This is a genomic window from Kitasatospora sp. NPDC001547 (assembly GCF_042894165.1).
Lineage (GTDB): Bacteria > Actinomycetota > Actinomycetes > Streptomycetales > Streptomycetaceae > Kitasatospora.
Genome location: NZ_JBIAVL010000018.1, coordinates 111,929 through 131,856, shown reverse-complemented (window position 1 = coordinate 131,856; position 19,928 = coordinate 111,929). Strand labels below are relative to the sequence as shown.

General features: G+C 74.7%; 14 protein-coding genes. 8 read left to right on the top strand and 6 right to left on the bottom strand.

Annotated elements, in window-relative coordinates:
* Positions 1-48 precede the first annotated feature (48 nt).
* The 4 genes from ACFY0X_RS28225 to ACFY0X_RS28210 all read right to left on the bottom strand — a co-directional run bounded on the left by ACFY0X_RS28225 (position 49) and on the right by ACFY0X_RS28210 (position 7,086).
* Entirely contained in the window at positions 49-3,063 is a 3,015-nt protein-coding gene (locus tag ACFY0X_RS28225; RefSeq protein ID WP_387758681.1) for a hypothetical protein, read from the bottom strand.
* Positions 3,063-4,934, bottom strand: coding sequence for an HSP90 family protein (locus ACFY0X_RS28220; protein WP_387758679.1), 1,872 nt, complete (start codon positions 4,932-4,934; stop codon positions 3,063-3,065). Before ACFY0X_RS28220 ends, ACFY0X_RS28225 begins: the two co-directional genes overlap by 1 nt.
* Before the next feature lie 66 nt (positions 4,935-5,000).
* Positions 5,001-6,053: a hypothetical protein gene (locus ACFY0X_RS28215; protein WP_387758677.1), complete on the bottom strand. Its 1,053-nt coding sequence runs from the start codon at positions 6,051-6,053 to the stop codon at positions 5,001-5,003.
* A gap of 235 nt (positions 6,054-6,288) precedes the next feature.
* The gene (locus tag ACFY0X_RS28210; protein WP_387758675.1) at positions 6,289-7,086 is read right to left on the bottom strand and encodes a hypothetical protein; all 798 of its coding nucleotides are present in this window, start codon (positions 7,084-7,086) and stop codon (positions 6,289-6,291) included.
* Between the two features lie 135 nt (positions 7,087-7,221).
* Between ACFY0X_RS28210 and ACFY0X_RS28205 the strand changes: the two genes are divergently transcribed.
* Together ACFY0X_RS28205 and ACFY0X_RS28200 are read left to right on the top strand one after the other, a co-directional pair.
* On the top strand, positions 7,222-7,743 hold the full coding sequence (locus tag ACFY0X_RS28205; protein WP_387758673.1) for an RNA polymerase sigma factor: 522 nt from the start codon (positions 7,222-7,224) through the stop codon (positions 7,741-7,743).
* 89 nt (positions 7,744-7,832) lie between these two features.
* On the top strand, positions 7,833-8,738 hold the full coding sequence (locus ACFY0X_RS28200; RefSeq protein WP_387758672.1) for an alpha/beta fold hydrolase: 906 nt from the start codon (positions 7,833-7,835) through the stop codon (positions 8,736-8,738).
* Here ACFY0X_RS28200 and ACFY0X_RS28195 read toward each other — a convergent pair.
* Complete coding sequence (locus ACFY0X_RS28195; protein ID WP_387758671.1) at positions 8,721-9,257, bottom strand: hypothetical protein; 537 nt, start codon at positions 9,255-9,257, stop codon at positions 8,721-8,723. The two genes, ACFY0X_RS28200 and ACFY0X_RS28195, sit on opposite strands and share 18 nt — an antisense overlap.
* A gap of 166 nt (positions 9,258-9,423) precedes the next feature.
* Entirely contained in the window at positions 9,424-10,866 is a 1,443-nt protein-coding gene (locus ACFY0X_RS28190) for a glyceraldehyde-3-phosphate dehydrogenase (RefSeq protein WP_387758669.1), read from the bottom strand.
* Between the two features lie 256 nt (positions 10,867-11,122).
* Here ACFY0X_RS28190 and ACFY0X_RS28185 point away from each other — a divergent pair, with 256 nt between their 5' ends.
* The 6 genes from ACFY0X_RS28185 (at position 11,123) to ACFY0X_RS28160 (ending at position 19,912) form a co-directional block, all read left to right on the top strand.
* Positions 11,123-13,276 carry a UvrD-helicase domain-containing protein gene (locus ACFY0X_RS28185; RefSeq protein ID WP_387758667.1) on the top strand — a complete coding sequence of 718 codons (2,154 nt, stop codon included), beginning with the start codon at positions 11,123-11,125 and terminating at the stop codon, positions 13,274-13,276.
* Positions 13,277-13,428: 152 nt separating this feature from the next.
* Complete coding sequence (locus ACFY0X_RS28180) at positions 13,429-13,896, top strand: GreA/GreB family elongation factor (RefSeq protein ID WP_387758666.1); 468 nt, start codon at positions 13,429-13,431, stop codon at positions 13,894-13,896.
* Between the two features lie 319 nt (positions 13,897-14,215).
* Positions 14,216-15,607, top strand: a complete 1,392-nt coding sequence (locus ACFY0X_RS28175) for an MFS transporter (protein ID WP_387758664.1) — start codon at positions 14,216-14,218, stop codon at positions 15,605-15,607.
* Positions 15,595-16,515, top strand: a complete 921-nt coding sequence (fdhD, locus tag ACFY0X_RS28170) for a formate dehydrogenase accessory sulfurtransferase FdhD (RefSeq protein ID WP_387758662.1) — start codon at positions 15,595-15,597, stop codon at positions 16,513-16,515. Before ACFY0X_RS28175 ends, fdhD begins: the two co-directional genes overlap by 13 nt.
* Complete coding sequence (locus ACFY0X_RS28165) at positions 16,516-17,433, top strand: LysR family transcriptional regulator (RefSeq protein WP_387758660.1); 918 nt, start codon at positions 16,516-16,518, stop codon at positions 17,431-17,433. It abuts the gene before it with no gap.
* A gap of 157 nt (positions 17,434-17,590) precedes the next feature.
* A complete protein-coding gene (locus tag ACFY0X_RS28160; protein ID WP_387758658.1) occupies positions 17,591-19,912 on the top strand; it encodes an FdhF/YdeP family oxidoreductase in 2,322 nt (773 codons plus the stop codon).
* The last annotated feature ends 16 nt before the right edge of the window (positions 19,913-19,928 follow it).

Below are 19,928 nucleotides of genomic sequence, written 5' to 3'. Positions count from 1 at the left end.
CCCGCCCGTACCGGGTGGGCGCCCCGGGTCAGCGGGGCCCGGTGCGGCTCACTCCCCGGCGAACCGCTCCCGCAGCTCCGCCAGGACCTCCGCCGCCTCCGGCAGCCCCGCGGCCTCGCAGCGCGCGATGCCGGCGGTCAGCCGGGCCACCGCCGCCTCGGTGCGGCCGAGGTCGCTGCCCTCGATCAGCGCGGCCAGCCGGACGGACTCCGCCCGCGGCGACTCGGCCCGCTCACCGCCCGCCTCGTACTCCGGGATGGCCCGCTCGATCTCGGCCAGCGCCTCCTCGTGCCGCCCGGCGACGGCCAGCGAGCGCGCCCGCTCGTAGTGCGAACCACCGCGCAGGTACCAGGAGTTGTAATCCGCTCCGGCCCGCTCGGCCGCCTCGCCGACCGCGTCCGCCTCGGCCAGCCGGGCGAGCGCGGCGGCCAGCCCCTCCTCGCCCCGCGCCCGCATCGTCAGCCGGGCCAGCTCCCGCAGGGTGGCGGCCAGCTGGTCCACCTGCGGGGCCTTCCCGTGCGCCTCGCGGGCGCGGGCCAGCGCCGCCTCGGCGGCGTCCCAGCGGTCGGCCCGGGCGAGCGCCAGGGTGGCCTCGCAGGCGACCATGGTGTGGGTCTCCTGGTCCTCCCAGCCGGCCACCGCGTCGGCCAGCCGCAGGTACTCCTCGGCGGCGTCCCGGTACTCCTCCAGCTCGACCAGGCCCCGGGCGAGGTCCAGCCGGGCCTGGGCGAGCATCCGGACGTCCAGCCGGGCCGCCGACGCGTCCAGCAGCACCGACTCCAGCACGGCCACCGCGTCCGCCGCCCGGCCGGTGTCCCGCAGCACGTCGGCCAGTTGCAGCCGCACCTGGGCGGCCTCCTCCACCGCCTCCGCGCCCTTGCGGTCGTAGCGCGCGGCCGCCTCCGACAGCGCGCGCACCGCGCCGCCGAGGTCGCCCACCTGGAGGCAGGCGTGGCCGAGCATCATGTACGTCGGCGCGTACGGGTAGGAGTCGTCGCCCCAGCGCACGGACTCGGCCAGCGCCCGGTGGAACACCTCGACCGCCTGGCCCGGCTCGCCGCTCTGCAGCAGCACCTGGCCCAGCAGGCCGAGCACCCGCGGGGTGTGCCAGGGCAGCTCGGCGGCGTCCAACCGGGCGAGCACCTCGCGCAGTTCGGCCTCCGCCTCGGCCATCCGGCCCTGCCGGGCGGCGGCGTCGGCGGTGTACTGCCGGGAGGTGGCGGCCCGCCGCTCGGAGCCGAGCTCCACGGCCGTCCGCCGGTAGGCGCCGACCGCCGCCTCGAAGCGCGCGGCCACCTCGGCGGCGGGCTCGGGCAGCGCCTCGACCAGGTCGTGGTGGGCGGCGTAGGCGCGGGTCTGCAGCACGATCAGGTAGTCGTCGTCGGTCAGTTCGCCGGCGGCGCGCAGCTCCTCGGCCCGGGCGAGCGCGGCGTCGAGCGCCGGCCAGTCGGCCTGCCGGCCGCCGCGGTCGGCGTGCTCGTGGCGCTCATCGTGCTCGTCGCGCTCATCGTGCTCGTCGCGCTCGTGGCGCTCGTGGCGCTCATCGGCAGCCGAGCCGCCCGGGGAGTCCCCGTCGCCCTCGTCCAGGTCCGCGATCAGCGTCCGGGTGCGGCACATCAGCGCCGGCCCGGCCAGCCCCGCCTGCTCGAACAGCTCGGCGGCGGCCAGCAGCCCGGCCTTGCCCTCCGCGTACGCGTCCCGCTGGAGCGCCTCGTGGGCGCGCTGCTCGGCGAGTTCGGCGCGCAGCCGCTCGGGGCCGCCCAGCTCGGCGCTCTCCGGGTGGACGAAGTCCGCCGCAGCGGCCCGCTCGGCGACCCGCTGCCACAGCCGGTCGGAGTCCGGGTGCCCGAGCACCTCCAGTTCGCGGGCCCGCAGCACCAGGGCCGTGAAGTCCTCCGGCTCCGGCTCGACCGTCCGGCGCGGCGCGGGCGCGACGGCCGGGGCGGCGGACAGCTCGGCCGCGGCCCGCACGCCCAGCGCCAGCGGCTCGGCGAGCGGCGGCTCCACGGCCAGCCGGGCCCGCCGCGCGGCGCCGACCGCGTCGGTGCCGTTGCGGGCGTCGAAGCGGGCGGCCAGCGCGTCGGCCTCGGTGCGCACGTGGGCGAGCAGGGAGCCGACCGTCCAGGCCGTTCCGGCCGGGCCGCTGACCGCGAGTTCGCCGTGCCCGGCCCGGGCGAGCCGGCCGACCAGCACCTCGACGCCGGTCAGGAAGGCCAACCGGGAGGCGGGTTCGCCGGTGACCGCGAACAGGTCGCGGTTCTCGGCGAGCAGTTCCAGACCGCGCGGCTCGTTGCCGGAGAGCGCGCAGAACTCGATGTGCAGGCCGACGGCGTCCAGCATCGCCGCCTTGCCGCGGGCGTAGCGGTAGCCGGTGAGGTGGCCGGAGCGGGCCTCGTCCAGCCGGCCCTGGCGCAGCTGCGCGAGCAGCGCGGTGGCCTGGCTGAGGTACGGCTCCTGCTCGCAGCCGCTGCGCCCGTCCAGCACCGGGGCGAGCACCTCCAGCGCCCGGGTGTCGTCCCCGGCGGCGAGGAAGTGCTCGGCGCGGGCGCGGGTCTCGCAGGCGTGGCAGTCGCTCAGTTCGGAGCGCGGACGGGCCGCCCACAGCTCGTAGGCGTCCTGCACGTCGATGCCGGTCTGCGCGGCCAGGTGGTAGCGCTGGGCGTAGTACGGCTGGAGGTCGTGGCCGGCCGCGCGGTAGCGGTCGCGCAGCTCGGTGTGCCAGCGCCGGATCGCCGCGAGCGGGACGTCCGGGTTGTCCTTGAGCGCGTCGGCGACCCACTTGAAGCGCCAGAGCACCTGGTGCCGGGCCCAGTCGCCGAAGCCGTCCGGGTCGGTGTCCCAGAGCCTGAGGACGCGGGCGAAGACGACCGGGCTCTTGCTGCGCTCGCCGTCGTACTCGTAGGCCTCCATCAGCTCCAGCAGGGCCATCGCGCGGACCGCGGTGTCCTCGAACTGCTCGGCGGCGTCGACGAGTTCCTCGGCCGTGACGGTCCTGGTGCGGCCGTACGGGCGGGCGTCGTTCTCGCGCAGCGCGGCCATCACCGCGTCGGGGGTGTCCGGCATCACGCCTCCTTCGAAGCGTCGTGGCCCGGGCCGGCCGCCTCGTGCCCGAGCATCGCGTGGTCGAGCAGGCTGATGAACGAGCGGTTGAGCAGGGCGGACTCGCTGGCCTTGAGCGGTCGGCGGGTCATCAGCACGGCCTGCCCGTAGAGCGCCTCGACGGCGGTCACGGCCAGCTCGCGGTCGGCGATCCCGGCGGCGCGCCGCACCAGCGGGTTGAGGTGGTTGAGCACCAGCTGGGCCCGGGGCACCTCGGCTCGCAGCGAGCCGAGGATGTCCGCCCACAACCCGTCGGCTTCCTCCGCCAGTTGGGCCCGGGTGCGCTCGTGCCGGGCCTCCCGGTTGTCGAGCAGCAGGGCGGGCGCGTTGGTCGGGTGGAAGCTGCGCAGCGCGACGTCGCAGTCGAACCGGCCGACCACCTCGCGGGCGATCGCCAGGAAGGCGTTGGCGGCCAGCTCGGCGGCCGGGTCGACGGTGTCCAGGTGTGCGGTGACGGTGCCCGGGTCGAGGTCGGAGACCGATACGCCGGGGCGGATCTCGGGCAGCCGGTGCACCAGGTCGCGGTCGTAGGTGTAGCCGCCGTTGACCACGCCGAGCCCGGCGGCGCCGGCGATCGGGGCGACCTGGCGGAACTCCTCGACCGTCCGGGTCACCAGCACCACCGGGTGGCTGCGGGCGAACTCGTCCAGGGTGACGTTGCCGTCGGTGGTCTCGAACGGCAGCCAGGGCAGCATCATCCGCAGCAACTCGTCGTCGTAGCGGGCGAGTTCCTTGACGGCCAGGTGGTGGACGGACAGGAAGCGGTGCAGCAGCGCCGGGTCGCTCGCGGACAGGCCGGTCAGCCAGTCACGGATCCGGGCGCCGAGCGCGTCCCGGACGGCGGCCAGCGTCTCGTCGGCGTACAGGCCCTCGCGGGAGGCGGTGGGGCGCAGCCCGTCGGTGTCGACCACGCAGCGGACGAAGAACGCCCAGTCCGGCAGCAGTTCGTCGGCCTGGTCGGAGAGCAGCATGCCCTTGAGGTGCACCCGGTGGCCGTTGCGGCGCGAGGGCGGGGCGGCGTCCGGCAGGACGTACGCGACGCCGCGCAGGCCGACCAGCGGCAGGTCCAGCTCGATGGTGTCGAGCGGGGTGAAGTCGAAGGCGGCGCGGCAGTACTCGGCGAGCGCGTCGCGCCTGGCCAGCGGGGAGGCGTGGCGCTCGGCCCACGGCGGGGTGCGGTTGACCCGGTGCTCGGTGCCGCCCGCGTCGACCACGGTCACGTCGTGGCGCAGCAGGCTGCCGAAGTCCCGGGCGAGGGTGAGCACCCGGCCGGGGCCGGTCCACTCGGCGGCGTCGGCGCGCGGGGCCAGCGTGACGGTGGTGCCCGGCTCGGGCCTGGCCGAGGCGGGCAGGGTGCGGATGGTGTAGCTGCCGTCGGAACTGCCGCGCCACTCGATCACCGGGGCGTCCGGGGTGGCGGCGGAGCGGGTGACCACGGTGATCTCGTCGGCGACCACGAAGCAGGCGAGCAGGCCGATGCCGAACTGGCCGATGAAGTCGCCGCGGGCCCGGGCCAGCCCGGCGCCGTCCAGCCGGCCGTCGGCGTCGCGCTTGGAGCTGCGGCCGATGGTGGCGAGGAAGGTGTGGACGTCCTTCTCGGTCAGGCCGATGCCGGTGTCGGTGACGGACAGCTCGTCGCCGGCCCGGACGGTGATCGTGGCCGGCGCCCCGGGGTCGAGGCCGCGGCGGGCGGAGATCGCGTCCACGGCGTTCTGCAGCAGCTCGCGCAGGTAGACGCGCGGGCTGGAGTAGAGGTGGTGGGAGAGCAGGTCCACCAGGCCGCGCAGGTCCACCTGGAAGGTGTGCGCACTCGTCGGGTTGTCGGTAGGGGACACCGGAGGCTCTTTCGGTCGCGGGTGGATGGCGGTGGCGGGGGTCGTGCGCCGCCGGGCCGGTACGGCTCAGCGCCAGGGGTGGGCGCAGCGGTCGCGGTGGGAGCGGAAGGCCTTGACCGGGCCGCCCGCCAGGTAGTTCCAGGGCGCCTCGGTCACGAAGCCGTCCAACGCGTCGAAGAGCAGGCGGGCCGTCTTCGGCTGGTCGGCGAGGGAGAAGGCCATCGCGAAGGCGTTGAAGGAGTCCTGCCAGCCGCGCACCGGCTTGAAGTCCGGGTGCAGGACGGACCGGAAGGCCGCCTCCTGGAGCCCGCCCACCACGGCCGGGCTGGTCAGGTACGCGCGGTCCTCGCCGTCCGGGAGGGCCAGCCAGTGTTCCAGGTGCGCGACCGCGACCAGCTCGCCGAGGCGGCTGCCCTCCGGGGCGGCGAGCATCACCGAGCGGGCGAACGCGTGCATCTCCTCGTGCGAACCGCCCCACTTCGCGCTCAGCTGCTGCAGCCGGTCCCAGTGCGAGCCGGCGTTCCCGGGGGCCCGGCGCACCGCGGCCTCGAAGCGGCAGGTGGCGATGTCCGGGCCGAGCGAGGCCCCGCGGGCGCTGGTCTGCAGGAACCGCCAAGGGGCGTGCCAGGACGGCTCGCGCTCGGCCACCTCCAGCAGGTGTTCCTCGGCGACCTCCAGCCGCTCGTGGAACACCTTCCACCGCTCCTCGGTGACGTCCTTGGCCCGGGCGCCCGTCCTGGCCTCCCAGGCCCAGGCGACGTGCCGGGCGCCGGACAGCAGCAGCAGCAGCGTGTCCTCCGGGGTGTCGGCCAGCACCCGGGACGTCCACTGCTCGACCCGGGGCACGTGGGAGATCGTCCCGGCGAGGAAGGTCAGGTCCTCGCCCTCGGCCGCGGCCAGCGCGGGCCGCAGCGCGGCCCAGTCCCCGTCGGCGGCCTGCCGGAGCGCCAGGCGCACCGACTCGTCCCCGTACGCCGGGTCGAGCCGCGGCTCACCGCCACCGGGGGCGGCGGGCGATCCGGTACCCCGCCGGCCGAAGCCGAACCCGGACCCGAAGCCGCGCCGCCCGGCCCGGTCCTGCTCGCCCTCCCCGCCGGAGCGGCGTCGGAACAGCGGCATGTCTGGCCCCCTCGAACGTCATCGGCATCTTCCGCATGGCCGCACGGTGGCCATGCGATAGGTACATATCACGGTCGACTGACATCCGTTTGCGCAGCCCAGCGCCCTGGGCGCCCGGGAAGGCGACGGTGGCGGGGCGGTGACCCGGGCCGGCCCCGGTCGGCCCGATTCGAACACCGGGGAGGAGGCCCGCCCCGCCGCCGTCCGTCAGCCCACGCCGCCCCGCCGCCGTCCGTCAGCCCACGCCGAGCCCGGCGTCCGGCGCCTTCCCCGCCTGCGCCTGCTCGATCCGCTTGACCAGCATCACCGCGAACCGCCGCGCCGCCGGCAGGTCCACCGGGCCGCCCTCGCTCGTCACGCTCGCCACCACGGTGCCCGAGCGCACCACGATGCCGACGCCCTCGCCCTCGGCCAGCGGCCCCTGGAAGGCCTGGCTCTCACTGCCCAGCGCCGGGATGTCGACCTTCTTGAACGGCCCGGCGGAGTACGAGGCGTAGCTCTCCTTCAGCCGCTGCGCCGCCGCGTCCCGGCTGGGCAGGGTGTCCACCAGGAAGCGGACGACCACGTCCCCCGAGGAGAACCGGACCGAGCCGCTGAGCGGCTTGCCGGCGCAGGAGGCAGCGGCGGCACCGGTGCAGGTGACCTTGTGGTCGGCGGTGTCGACCCGGCGCTTCTCCTCCTCCCACCCGGCCATCGCCTTGGCGTCCGGCAGCACCTGCCCGACCACCTTGTCGTCCAGCAGCGCCGCCTCCAGGTCCCCGCGCGGCGCCTCCGCGGCGGCGGGGGCCGACGCCTGCGCGGGCGCCGAGCCGGTCGCCGCACCCGCCCCGGGGGCGTCGGCCGTCGCCGAGGGGGGCACGGGGGCCGCGGCCGTCCCCGCACCCGTCGGCGCCGCGGCCGTCGCACTCGCCGCGGACGAGGCGGGAGCAGCCGGCCCGCCGGCGTTCTTCGACCCCCCGGAGGAGCACCCGGCCAGCACGCCCGTCAACACCCCGGCCGCCGCCACCGCGGCGAGCACCCGCCGACCACCCATCCCCGTCACCTTCCCCAGTCCTGTCAGTGACCCCTCAAGATAGCCGCAGCTCCACCCCCACCCACCGCCGGGCCCCGGGCCCCCGTCCAGTACCGTCCCCGGGGGCGAGGACCGCCGACGGGGGGCGACAGCGACATGACGGGCGCGGACGAGCGAGGACCGGACCTGGGCGCGTTGGTCCGCGCCGCGCAGCGGGGCGACGCGCTGGCCCTGGACGAGGTGCTCGGTCTGCTGATGCCGTACGTCGGCCGCGTCTGCGCCCCGATCGCGCTGCAGGACGCGCCCGACGCCGCCCAGGAGGCGATGATCGCGATCGTCCGGAACCTGCACCAGCTCCTCGCCCCCGAGGCCCTGTTCGGCTGGGCCCGGGCGATCGCCGCCCGCGAGGCCGTCCGGTTCGCCACCCGGCGGCGCCCCCGGCCGGAGGCCGTCGACGACCGACCCGACGACCGCGACCCGGAGTTGGCGACCGACATCCGGGACGTGCTGGAGCGCCTCCCGCCCGGTCACCGCGCCGTCCTGACCCTGCGCCACGTCGAGGGCCTGGACGAGAGGTCCGTGGCCGAGATCCTCGACCTCCCGCTGGGGACCGTCCGTTCACGACTCTTCCGCGCCCGGCACCGCTTCCGCGCCGCCTGGGGCGCCGAACCGCAGTGAGCCGGAAAAAAGTCCGCCGCCCCGGGGATTGCCGGGCCCTCCCCCGCCCTCTCCTCTCCTGAGACCACGCCCAGGAGAGGACGACCCCGATGACCCGCCCCCATCCCCACCCTCGCCCCCGCCCACTGCCCGAGCTGCCCGGCGTGCGCCACCACCACGTCGACGCGGACGGCGTCCGCCTCCACCTCGCCGAGGCCGGCGCCCCGGACGGCGTCCCGCTGCTGCTCCTGCACGGCTTCCCCCAGCACTGGTACGCCTGGCGGCAGGTGATCCCGCTGCTCGACGGCGAGTTCCGGCTGCTCTGCCTGGACCTGCCCGGCTTCGGCTGGTCCGAGGCGCCGCGCCGCGGCCACACCACCGACGACCGCGCCCGCCTGGTGCTCGCCGCCCTCGACCGGCTCGGCCTGCCGCGGGTGGGCCTGGTCGGCCACGACTGGGGCGCCTGGACGGGCTTCGAGCTGGCCCTGCGCGCACCCGAGCGGTTCACCGGGCTCCTCGCGCTCAACATGACCCACCCCTGGCCGCGGCAGCGCGCCCTGATCGGTACGGCCTGGCGGTTCTGGTACACCGCCCTGCTGGAGTACCCGGGCATCGGCCGCCGCGTCGTCCGCCACCGACCCGGGCTGCTCGGCCACCTGCTGCGGCGCGCCACCACCGCCGAACATCCCTGGCCCGCCGAGGAGTTGGCCGAGTACGTGAGCGCCGGCAGCACCCCCGAGGCGGCCCGCGCCGCCGAGCGGCTGCACTGGGGGTTCGTCGTCCGGGACATCCCGCGCCTGGCACTCGGCCGGTACCGCGGCCGCCGCCTCACCGTCCCCACCCTGCTGCTCGGCGGCGACCGGGACCCGGTGATCCGCCCGTCCCTGCTCTCCCCGACCGGCGCCCCCGCCGACGACCTGCGCGCCGAGGTCGTGTCCGGCTGCGGCCACTACCTGCCGCACGAGCGGCCCGAGGCCGTGGCCGAAGCCGTACGGCGGCTACTGCCCCGCCCGTGACCGCTCGGCGACCCGCCGCTCCAGCCGGTCCAGCAGCACCTCGCCGCGCCGCTCGGCGAGCCCGCCGAGGAGGTGCCGCACCGGCGCGGCACCCGGCACCCGCAGGCTGCCGAGCAGCGCGAAGCGCGTCCCGTCCCCGTCCCGCACGGCGGCCATCCCGCCCAGCAGCACCCGGCTCTGCATCAGGCACCAGCCGCTGCGCAGCACGATCTCGAACCGCTCCCGGTGACCGATCACGCTCACCGCGACCCCCGTCAGCCGGCCGTCCCGGCTGTCCCGGCTGTCCCGGTCGTGCGCACCGCCCTCGTCGTCCTCCTCCCTCGCCGGCCCGACCTCGAAGGAGCGCAACCCGCTGATCAGCCCGGGCAGTTCACCGGAGAGGTCACCGGCGACCGACCACACCGCGTCGAACCCGGCCGCGAGCCGCCGCTCGGCGAACAGCGGACGCCCGGCCCCGGACGCCGCCAGCACCCGCAGCCGCCGCACCGGGTCCAGCTCGACCGTCGGCCACCCGTCCACCGCCCCACCCCTCCCACCGCGCGCTCCCCGCTCGGCGCGTCCCACCGCACGGTACCGCGCCCGGGAACCGCCGGAATCCGGAACGCCGGCGGGGCGGTGACCAACCGGTCACCGCCCCGCCGTACTGCTCGATCGCCCCGCCCCCTCGGGCAGGCCTACCGGTGGATCAGACCGCCGGGACCGGGAAGGTCGGGTACTCGACGCCCGAGATGTACTGGACGACCCGGATTACCTGGCACGAGTAGCCGAACTCGTTGTCGTACCACAGGTAGAGGATCGCGTTGTCGCCGTCGACCTTGGTCGCGCCGGCGTCCACGATGGAGGCGTGGCGCGAGCCGATGAAGTCGCTGGAGACGGCGTCGGGCGAGTCGATGAAGTCGATCTGGCGCTTCAGCGGCGAGGTCAGCGAGACGTTCCGCAGGTACTCCAGGACGTCCTCGCGGTTGGTCTCCCGCTTCAGCTGGAGGTTGAGGATCGCGATGGAGACGTCCGGCACCGGGACGCGGATCGAGCTGCCGGTGATCTTCGCCTCGAGGTCCGGCAGGGCCTTGGCGACGGCCGAGGCGGCACCGGTCTCGGTGATCACCATGTTCAGCGGCGCCGAGCGGCCGCGGCGGTCGGCCTTGTGGTAGTTGTCCAGCAGGTTCTGGTCGTTGGTGAACGAGTGGACGGTCTCCACGTGGCCGCGGATCACGCCGTACTCGTCCTCCATCGCCTTCAGCGGCGGGACGATGGCGTTGGTGGTGCAGGAGGCGCAGGACAGGATCTGCTCGTCCGGCTTGATCGTGTCGTGGTTCACGCCGTGCACGATGTTCGGGACGTCGCCCTTGCCCGGCGCGGTCAGCACGACCTTGGCGATGCCGGGGCGCAGGTGCTTCGACAGGCCCTCGCGGTCGCGCCAGCGGCCGGTGTTGTCGATCAGGATCGCGTCCTTGATCCCGTACTCCGTGTAGTCGACCTTGGTCGGGTCGTCGGAGTAGATCACCTTGATCTCGTTGCCGTTGGCGATGATCTTGTTGTTCGCCTCGTCGACGGTGATCGTGCCCTGGAACTGGCCGTGGATGGAGTCACGGCGCAGCAGCGAGGCGCGCTTGACCAGGTCGTCGCCGCCGCTGTTGCGCACGACGATGGCCTTCAGCCGCAGGCCGTTGGCCGAGGCCTTCTCGACCAGCAGCCGGGCGACCAGCCGGCCGATGCGGCCGAACCCGTACAGCACGACGTCCTGCCCGGACCGGCGCTCCAGCTTGTTCTCGCCGGTGGCGCCGACGACGGCCTGGGCGGTGAACTCCGCCACCGACAGGCCGCGGTCGTCCGCCTTGTACGTCGCGGCGAGCATGCCGAGGTCGATCTGCGAGGGGCCGAGGTCCAGGGCGGTCAGGGCCTCCAGGAACGGCATCGTCTCGGTGACCGAGAGCTCCTCGCCGGCTATCTGCCGGGCGAAGCGGTGCGTCTTGAGGATGCTGACCACCGACTTGTTCACCAGGGAACGGCTGTGGCACAGGACGGTGACGTCCCGCTCCCGGTGCAGCCGCCCGATGATCGGGATCATCGACTCCGCGATCTCCTCGCGGTTCTTCCAGTCCGTGAACACGTCGTCGTTGACAGTCACAAGTCCATCTTTCGAGCTGAGGGTGTTGCCCACATGGTAGCTTCGCCCGCTCGCGCCCCGACCGCCGGTCCCTCCCCAGCCGTCCCCGCCCGAGCCCCCTACCTGCCCTTTCACCCCGGGCCCCGCCCCCGAAGGTGATCACCGCCACCCCGGAAGGCCCGCCGGCGGACGGCCCGCCGGGAGTGATCACCGGGGCCAGTACAGTGAAACGCACTGCCCGGCCGCGCGGACGTGCAGGGGCGCGAGGGGGGCCGGGGTGGCGACGCTGGGCATGCACCGGGACTTCCTGATGGAGTTCGCGGCGCTGGAGAAGCCGGTGCAGCGGCGGGTCTTCGAGACCTTCGAGAAGTTCGCCGAGGCCACCCACACCGGCGTGCACCTGGAGAAGCTCACCAACCAGCGGGACCCCCGGATCCGGACCATCCGGATCACCGACTTCTGGCGCGGGGTCGTGCTCAAGGCCGACCGGGGCGACGGCTACCTGCTGCTGAAGGTCCTTCCGCACGACAAGGCCAACGACTGGGCCTGCAAGCACCGGGCCTCGGTCAACGCCGCGACCCAGGGCGTCGAGATCCGCAACGACGTCGCGCTGGAGCGGGCCTCCCGCTCGCTGCGGGTGCTGGCCGCCAACGAACCCCGGAGGCTCTTCGCCGACCGCTCCGACAAGGTGCTGCGCAGCCTGGGCGTCGACGAGGAGATCCTGCCGATCATCCGGTTGCTCCCCGACGAGGCGCACCTGGAAGCGCTCCACCGCGTGCTGCCGGAGCAGCAGTTCGACGTCCTGGTCGGCCTCGCGAGCGGGATGGAGCCGGCCGAGATCGACCGCGAGATCGTCCAGGCGTACGCCCGGTCGGCCGCCCCCACGAGCGTCGGGCAGCCCGTCGGCGGCCTGGTGTCGGCGATGGCCCACGCGCGCGGCCGGGTCGCCCTGGTGTCCGGGCCGGACGAACTGCTGGAGATCCTCGAACGCCCCTTCGACGCCTGGCGGATCTTCCTGCACCCGGCCCAGTACCGGGTCGCCTACCGGGAGTCGTACCGCGGGCCGGCCCGGGTGACCGGTGGTCCCGGGACCGGGAAGACGGTGGTGGCCCTGCACCGGGCCTACCACCTGGCGCGCCGGTTGCCCGTGGACACGCCCGACGGATCGATTCTGCTGACCACCTTCTCCGAGGACCTCGCCGCGGAGCTGGAGCGCTGCCTCGCGCTGCTCGTCACGGACGAGCGGATCCGGGCGAAGGTCCGGGTGGTCACCGTCGACGCGCTGGCCGAGGAGGTCCTCCGGCGCTCCCCCGGGGGCGGCGCCCCGCCGAAGGTCCTCTTCCGGCAGGACGCGGTCCTCGCCCGCTGGGGACGGGTCGCCCGCCGGCTCGGTGTCGAGTTCAGCGAGGTGTTCCTCGACCAGGAGTGGCGGCAGGTCGTCCTGGCCCAGGCGATCGAGAACCGCGAGCAGTACCTGCGGGCACCGCGGACCGGACGGGGCAGGGCCCTCGGATCCGCGGAGCGGGCCCGGCTGTGGCGCGTGGTCGCCGCCTTCGAGGAGGAGCTGCTCGAGGCCGGGGAACTGACGTTCCTCCAGGTCTGCGTACGGGCCGCGCGGGCGCTCGACGAACGGGGCGACCGCCCGTTCCGGCACGTGGTGGTCGACGAGTCGCAGGACCTGCACCCCGTCCAGTGGCGCTTCCTGCGCGCGCTCGTGGCCGCCGGGCCGGACGACCTGTTCCTGGCCGGCGACCCGCATCAGCGGATCTACGGGAACAAGGTCTCGCTGCGCTCGCTCGGGATCCAGGTGGTCGGCCGGTCCTCCCGTCTGCGGATCAACTACCGGACGACGCAGGAGATCCTCAGCTGGTCCGCGTCCCTGCTCACCGGGGAACGTCCGGACGACATGGACGGCGGGGAGGAGTCGCTGGCCGGCTACCACTCGACCCTGCACGGCGCGCACCCCGAGGTGCGCGGCCACCTCGACAGGGCCGAGGAGATCCGGGCCCTGGTCGCCCGCGTCGAGGAGTGGACCGCCTCCGGCGTGAGCCCGGCGGACATCGGGGTCGCCGTGCGGACCGCCCGGCTCGGCCGCGACGTCACCCAGGCCCTGGAAGACAGCGGGATGCCCGCCCACCTGCTCGGCGACGCGCCGTCCGGCGGCGTCCGGGTCGGAACCATGCACCGGATGAAGGGGCTGGAGTTCCGCTGCGTCGCCGTGGTCGGCGTCAGCGACGGCCTGCTGCCCATGCCCGGCGCCGTCACCCCGCAGGACACCGACCCGCTGCAGCACCGCGAGGACCTCAGCAGCGAGTTGAGCCTGCTCTTCGTGGCGTGCACCCGCGCCCGGGAGGCCCTCCTCGTCTCCTGGCACGGGACACCCAGCGTCTTCCTCGAACCGGTCGTCCCGGCGCGGCCGCTCGTGCGATGACCCCCGGCCCCGCCGGGCCGCGGCTGCGCGGGGAGGCTCCCGATGACGCGCTTCCGGCGGCCTCGCCGAGGAGTTGCCCGGGGCTCCGCGCGGTGGGGTAATGGGAGGCGGCCGGTGTTCGAGCGTGTGACGAGCAGCCCCGGGAGCTTGGGATGAGCGGTGGGCCGGAACCGATCAGTGCCGAGGGCCTGCGTGCGGTGCAGGAGGAGCTGGCGCAACTGCGGGCGGAGCGGGGGAAGGTGGCCGCGACGCTGCGCGGGGTGGAGCCGGTGGGGGACCGGGCGGACGCGGCGGACGAGTTGCAGCGGGCGTCGGAGGTGACCCGGCTGGACCGGCGGATCACCGAGCTGGAAGCCCGGCTGCGGGAGGCCGAGGTGGCCGGGGAGCCGTCCGCACGGGTGGTCGGGGTGGGATCGACGGTGACCGTGCGGTTCGGCGACGGCACGGAGGAGACGGTGGAGATCTCGGAGTTGGCGGAGGAGCGGGACCTCACCCTGGTGACCTTCGACAGCCCGCTCGGGAAGGCGCTGCTCGGGCGGCACGCCGGGGAGACGGTGAACTACGAGACACCGGCCGGCGCGGCCAGCGCGATGGTGCTGTCGGTGGGCGGGACGGAATAGCCGAAGCGGAATCGCCGGAACGGAATCGCCGGAACGGCACAACCCGAGCGGAACAAGCCGAGCGGAACAGCCGAATCAGTAAAGGCCGGAGCCGAATTCGCGATCGCGCTCTCCGGGACGAGCACCTCCGGGAACACCGGGCCGTCTGCGGAATTCCCCGGGACGGGAACGCCCCTCGGTTCGGCGCGACGGGGGGCCATAGGCGCCGCCTATCAGATCACAGGAATCACCTCTTTGACGCCCCACCGCGGCGGACCGACACTGGAACCGCGGAAATCCAGGAATGGCCGAAAAGCCGGAGAACGGGGCAGGAAAGCGCATGGGCAGCACTGACGGAATGCCCGTGGCCCGCACCGCCCGCTGGCTTCCGGCGGCGGCCGCCGTCGCCGTCGCCGCCTGGGGCGCCAACCAGTTCACCGCGCTGGCCACCGTGTACCGGGCCCGCACCGACTGGTCGGCGCTCTCGCTGGCGGCGATGTTCTCGGTCTACCTGGTCGGCCTGGTGCCCGGGCTGCTGCTGGGCGGCCCCGCCGCCGACCGGTACGGCCGGCGGCGGACGGTGCGCGGCGCGCTGGGCCTGTCCGCCGCCGCCAGCGTCCTGCTGGCGCTGCCGGACGAGCCGTCCGTGTACGCAGCCCGGCTGGCCACCGGCTTCGCGGCCGGACTGGTCTTCCTGGCCGGGACGACCTGGCTGCGCGAGCTCTCCGGGCCCGCCGTCCCGCCCGAGCAGGCGGCCCGCCGGGCGGTGTACGCCACCGGGACGGGCTTCGCGGCGGGCGCGCTGGCCTCCGGGGTGCTCGCCGAGTGGCTGCCCGGCCCGACGGTGCTGCCCGCGCTCGCCCACGCGCTGGGCTGCCTGCTGGTCCTGCGGGCCACCCGGCGACTCCCGGAGACCGCCCGGAGCCGCCGCCACGGCCCGCCGCCGCACCGCACGGCGGCCGTCCGCCATCCGCGGTTCCGCTACGTCGTCCTGCCCGCCAGTCCGGCGGTGCTCGGCGCCGCCACCGTGGCGTACGTGGTGCTGCCGCCGCTGGTCGCCGACCGGGTGCCCGGCTACGCGCCGCTGTTCAGCGGCCTGGTCGCGGCGCTGACCCTGGCCACCGGTGTGGTCGCCCAGCCCTTCGCCGCCCGGCTGGACGACGCGAACAGCGCCCGGGCCACGCTCACCGCGATGGCCACCGTGATCGCCGGGCTGCTGCTCGGCGCGCTCGCCGCGGCCCGCGACTCGGTGGGCCTGGTGGTGCTGGCCGCCCTCGTCCTCGGCACCGGGTACGGGCTGACGCTCGGCGCGGGGCTGCACGAGGTGGAGCGGCTGACCCCGCGGTCGTCCGGTCCCACCTCCGCCTCGCTCTACCAGAGCACCACCTCCAGCGGCTTCCTCACCCCGCTGCTGCTCGCCGGCACCGCCGGCCACGCCTCCTACCCGGCGCTGCTGGCCGGCATGGCGGCCGTCGGCCTGCTCTGCCTGGCGGTCACCGCCGCGCACAGCCGCCGCCACCTGCCCGCCGGAGGGCACGGGGAGCGGAGGGACCATGGAGCATGGGAAGCGCGCGGGGAGCACGGGAAGCCCCGGACGCGCGAGGATGCATCCGTAGAGTCCACACCGACGGAGTCCACACCGACGGAGTCCGCACCGGCGGAATCCACACCGGCGGAGTCCGCACCGACCGGACCGACACCACCGAGGAGCCGACGACCATGGGCCGAGTGACCGTACCGCGCAGGGTGCTGCGTCTGCGCCAGGGCGAGCCCTCGTACCGTCCCGACACCCTGGCCGCCGAGGAGCCGATGGAGATCCGGGTCGGCGGGCGCCCGCTGACGGTGACCATGCGCACCCCCGGCAGCGACTTCGACCTGGCGGCCGGCTTCCTGGTCAGCGAGGGCGTGGTGCACGCCGCCGGGCAGGTGGCCGGCATCCGCTACTGCGCCGGCGCCACCGCCGACGGCGGCAACACCTACAACGTGGTGGACGTGCTGCTCGCCCCCGGCGTGCCCGCCCCCGACGCCTCGCTGGAGCGCAACTTCTACACCACCTCCTCCTGCGGCCTGTGCGGCAAGGCCAGCCTGGACGCGGTGCGCACCTCCGCGCCGTGGAGCGTCGCCGAGGACGGGCTGCGCGTCACCCCGGCGCTGCTGTCCGCGCTGCCCGAGCGGCTGCGCGCCGCCCAGAAGGTCTTCGACAGCACCGGCGGCCTGCACGCCGCCGGGCTGTTCGACGCCGACGGGCGGCTGCTCTGCCTGCGCGAGGACGTGGGCCGGCACAACGCCGTGGACAAGGTGGTCGGCCACGCGCTGCGCGAGGGCCTGCTGCCGGCCCGCGGCACGGTGCTGATGGTCAGCGGCCGGGCCTCCTTCGAGCTGGTGCAGAAGGCCGTGATGGCGGGCATCCCGGTGCTCGCGGCGGTCTCCGCGCCGTCCTCGCTGGCCGTGGACCTCGCCGAGGAGAGCGGGCTGACCCTGGTCGGCTTCCTGCGCGGCGACTCGATGAACGTCTACACCCGTACCGACCGCGTCGACACCACCGGCACCACCGACACCGACACCACCGGCACCGGCACCGACACCGGCACGGCCACCACCGGTACCGACCGCGTCGGCACCGCCCGGGAAAACGGCTAGATGCTCTTCCGCCAGCTCGAGTACCTCGTCGCGCTCGCCCGCGAACGCCACTTCGCCCGCGCCGCCGAGGCCTGCCACGTCTCCCAGCCCGCCCTCTCCGAGGCCCTGCGCAAGCTGGAGGACGAGCTGAAGGTGTTGCTGGTGCGGCGCGGCCGCAGCTACCAGGGGCTGACCGCCGAGGGCGAGCGGATCGTGCTCCGGGCGCAGCGGATCCTGGCCGACCGGGACGCCCTGCGGGACGAGGTGGACGCGCTGCGCACCGGCCTGAGCGGACGGCTGCGGATCGGCTCCGTACCGACCGCCTCGGGCGCCGTCCCGCTGCTCACCGGGCCGTTCTGCGCCGCCCACCCGCTGGCCGCCGTGGAACTCTCCACCGACCTGCGCTCCGAGGAACTCCTGCGCCAGGTAAGGAACTTCGAGATCGACGCGGGCATCACCTACCTGTCCGGGCCGGGCACCGACGACCTGCGCACGCTTCCGCTCTACGAGGAGCGGTACGTCCTGCTGACCGGCCCGGCCGACGAGCTGGCCCGCCACCCCCGGGCGACCTGGGAGGAGGCCTCCCGGCTGCCGCTGTGCCTGCTGCACCCGGGCATGCAGGGCCGCCGGGTGCTGGACGAGGTGTTCGCGGGCTTCGGGCTGGAGCCGACGCCCCGGGTCGAGACGGACTCGGTGGCCTCGCTCTTCGCCCACGTCCGCACCGGCCACTGGGCGAGCATCGTGCCGTACGCCTGGCTGCACGTGTTCGGCGTGCCGCACGGGATGCGGGCCGTTCCGCTGGCGGAGCCGGCGCACAGCACGCCGATCGGGCTGGTGATCGCCGCCCGGGAGCCGGGCTCGGTGATGGCCCGCGCGCTGCTGGAGGTCGCCCGGCGCACCGAGGTGGCCGCCCTCCTCGGCAGCCTGCCGGAGGCGTGAGCACCCGGCACAGGAGCCCGGCCGCCCCGCGTCCGAACGCCCCGACCGCCCCGCGTCCGACAGCTCCGGCCGCCCGACGCGCGGCGCCCGACCACCCGGCGTAGCCTCGACCCCGACACGCCGGGTGTCCGACCTCCTGCGACGGAAGGCGACCACCGTGACCACCTCCGACGACGCCCTCACCACTCCCCCGCCGGAGCCGACGGAGGACGTCGGCCCCTCCCCCGCCGGCCGGCCCCACGCCGAGCCGTACCACCACCCGGCCGCCGGCTGGGGCGCCGCCAAGAGCGTCACCCGCTTCCTGGTCCGCGAGGGCGCGTACCTGGACGGGCCGCGGGCGGTGATGCGGATGAACCACGAGGACGGCGGCTTCGACTGCTCCGGCTGCGCCTGGCCCGACGACACCAAGGGCCTGCACCTGGACATCTGCGAGAACGGCATCAAGCACGTCACCTGGGAGATGACCCGCAAGCGGGTCGGCCGGGAGTTCTTCGCCGCCCACACGGTGACCGAGCTGTCCGGGTGGAGCGACTTCGCGCTGGAGGACCAGGGCCGCCTCACCGAGCCGATGGTCTACGACCCGGCCACCGACCACTACGTCCCGATCACCTGGAAGGACGCCTTCGAGCTGGTCGGCCACACCCTGCGCGGGCTGGACGATCCGAATCGGGCCGCGTTCTACACCTCCGGCCGGCTCGGCAACGAGGCGACCTTCCTCTACCAGCTGATGGCCCGCGAGCTGGGCACCAACAACCTGCCCGACTGCTCGAACATGTGCCACGAGGCCAGCGGCCGGGCCATGCAGGCCGCGCTCGGCACCGGGAAGGGGACGGTCGACCTCAAGGACTGGGAGGTGACCGACGCGCTGTTCATCCTGGGCGTCAACGCGGCCTCCAACGCGCCCCGGATGCTCACCTCGCTCGCCGAGGCGTACAAGCGCGGCGCGCAGATCGTCCACGTCAACCCGCTGGTCGAGGCGGCGGCGACCCGGACGATCATCCCGCACGACTTCACCGACATGGCGCTGAACCGGTCCACCCGCACCAGCACGCTGAACCTCCAGCCGCGGATCGGCGGCGACATGGCGCTGCTGCGCGGCATGGCGAAGGCGGTCCTGGAGCAGTCCGCGACCGACGAGGGGGCGCTGGACCGGCTGTTCATCGACCGCCACACCTCCGGCTTCGAGGCCTACCGCGACGTCTGCGCGGCCACGCCCTGGGAGGAGATCGAGCGCCAGAGCGGGCTGGACCGGGCCGACATCCTCAAGGCGGCCCGGGTCTACCGGGAGGCCGACCGCTCGATCTTCAGCTGGTGCCTGGGCGTCACCCAGCACGAGCACGGCGTGGACACCGTCCGCGAGATCGTCAACCTCCTGCTGCTGCGCGGCAACCTGGGCCGCGAGGGGGCCGGCCCCTCCCCGGTGCGCGGGCACAGCAACGTCCAGGGCAACCGCACCTGCGGCATCGACCACCGGCCCGGCACCGGCTTCCTGGACCGGCTCGCCGAGGTGTGCGGGATCGAGCCGCCGCGCGAGCACGGGCTGGACACCGTCGGCACGATCGAGGCGATGCTGCGCGGCGACGTCACGGTGTTCGTCGGCATGGGCGGCAACTTCGCGCTCGCCGCGCCCGACACCCCGTACACCCACCGGGCGCTGGAGTCCTGCGAGCTGACCGTCCAGGTGAGCACCAAGCTGAACCGCAGCCACCTGGTGCACGGGCGGCGGGCGCTGATCCTGCCGTGCCTGGGCCGGACCGAGAAGGACCACCAGCGGGCCGGGGTGCAGTCCACCTCGGTCGAGGACTCGATGAGCATGGTGCACCTGTCGGTCGGCATGAAGCGCCCGGCCTCGCCGCACCTGCTCTCCGAGCCCGCGATCATCGCCGGGATGGCCCGCGCGGCGCTGCCGGACAGCCCCACCCCGTGGGAGTGGTACGTCGAGGACTACGACCGCATCCGCGACACCATGGCCCGGGTGCTGGACGGCTTCGAGGACTTCAACCGCCGGGTGCGGCTGCCGCTGGGCTTCCGGATCAAGCAGCCGGCCCGCGAGCTGGTCTTCGGGACCCCCTCCGGCAAGGCCGAGTTCTCCACCGCCCCGCTGCCCGACGTCGTCCCCGAGCCGGGCACCCTGGCGCTGGGCACGATGCGCTCGCACGACCAGTGGAACACCACCATCTACTCGGACGACGACCGCTACCGGGGCGTCCGGAACCTGCGCACCCTGGTCTTCATGAACCGGGACGACATGCGCGAGCGCGGCCTGGCCGAGTTCGACCGGGTGGACGTCACCAGCACCGCCCGGGACGGCAGCACCCGCTCGGTGCGCGGCTTCCTGGCCGTCCCGTACGACATCCCGCGCGGCTGCGCGGCCGGGTACATGCCGGAGCTGAACGTGCTGTGCGCGATCGGCGACTACAGCACCCAGAGCGACCAGCCGATCATGAAGCACCTGAAGGTGACCGTCACGAAGGCCTAGGTCCGCGTCAGTCGGA

Coding starts and splice junctions, on each gene's coding strand:
- ACFY0X_RS28225 (WP_387758681.1), bottom strand. CDS start 3,063: ATGCCGGACACCCCCGACGCGGTGATGGCCGCGCTGCGCGAGAACGAC.
- ACFY0X_RS28215 (WP_387758677.1), bottom strand. CDS start 6,053: ATGCCGCTGTTCCGACGCCGCTCCGGCGGGGAGGGCGAGCAGGACCGG.
- ACFY0X_RS28210 (WP_387758675.1), bottom strand. CDS start 7,086: ATGGGTGGTCGGCGGGTGCTCGCCGCGGTGGCGGCGGCCGGGGTGTTG.
- ACFY0X_RS28205 (WP_387758673.1), top strand. CDS start 7,222: ATGACGGGCGCGGACGAGCGAGGACCGGACCTGGGCGCGTTGGTCCGC.
- ACFY0X_RS28200 (WP_387758672.1), top strand. CDS start 7,833: ATGACCCGCCCCCATCCCCACCCTCGCCCCCGCCCACTGCCCGAGCTG.
- ACFY0X_RS28180 (WP_387758666.1), top strand. CDS start 13,429: ATGAGCGGTGGGCCGGAACCGATCAGTGCCGAGGGCCTGCGTGCGGTG.
- ACFY0X_RS28175 (WP_387758664.1), top strand. CDS start 14,216: ATGGGCAGCACTGACGGAATGCCCGTGGCCCGCACCGCCCGCTGGCTT.
- fdhD (WP_387758662.1), top strand. CDS start 15,595: ATGGGCCGAGTGACCGTACCGCGCAGGGTGCTGCGTCTGCGCCAGGGC.
- ACFY0X_RS28165 (WP_387758660.1), top strand. CDS start 16,516: ATGCTCTTCCGCCAGCTCGAGTACCTCGTCGCGCTCGCCCGCGAACGC.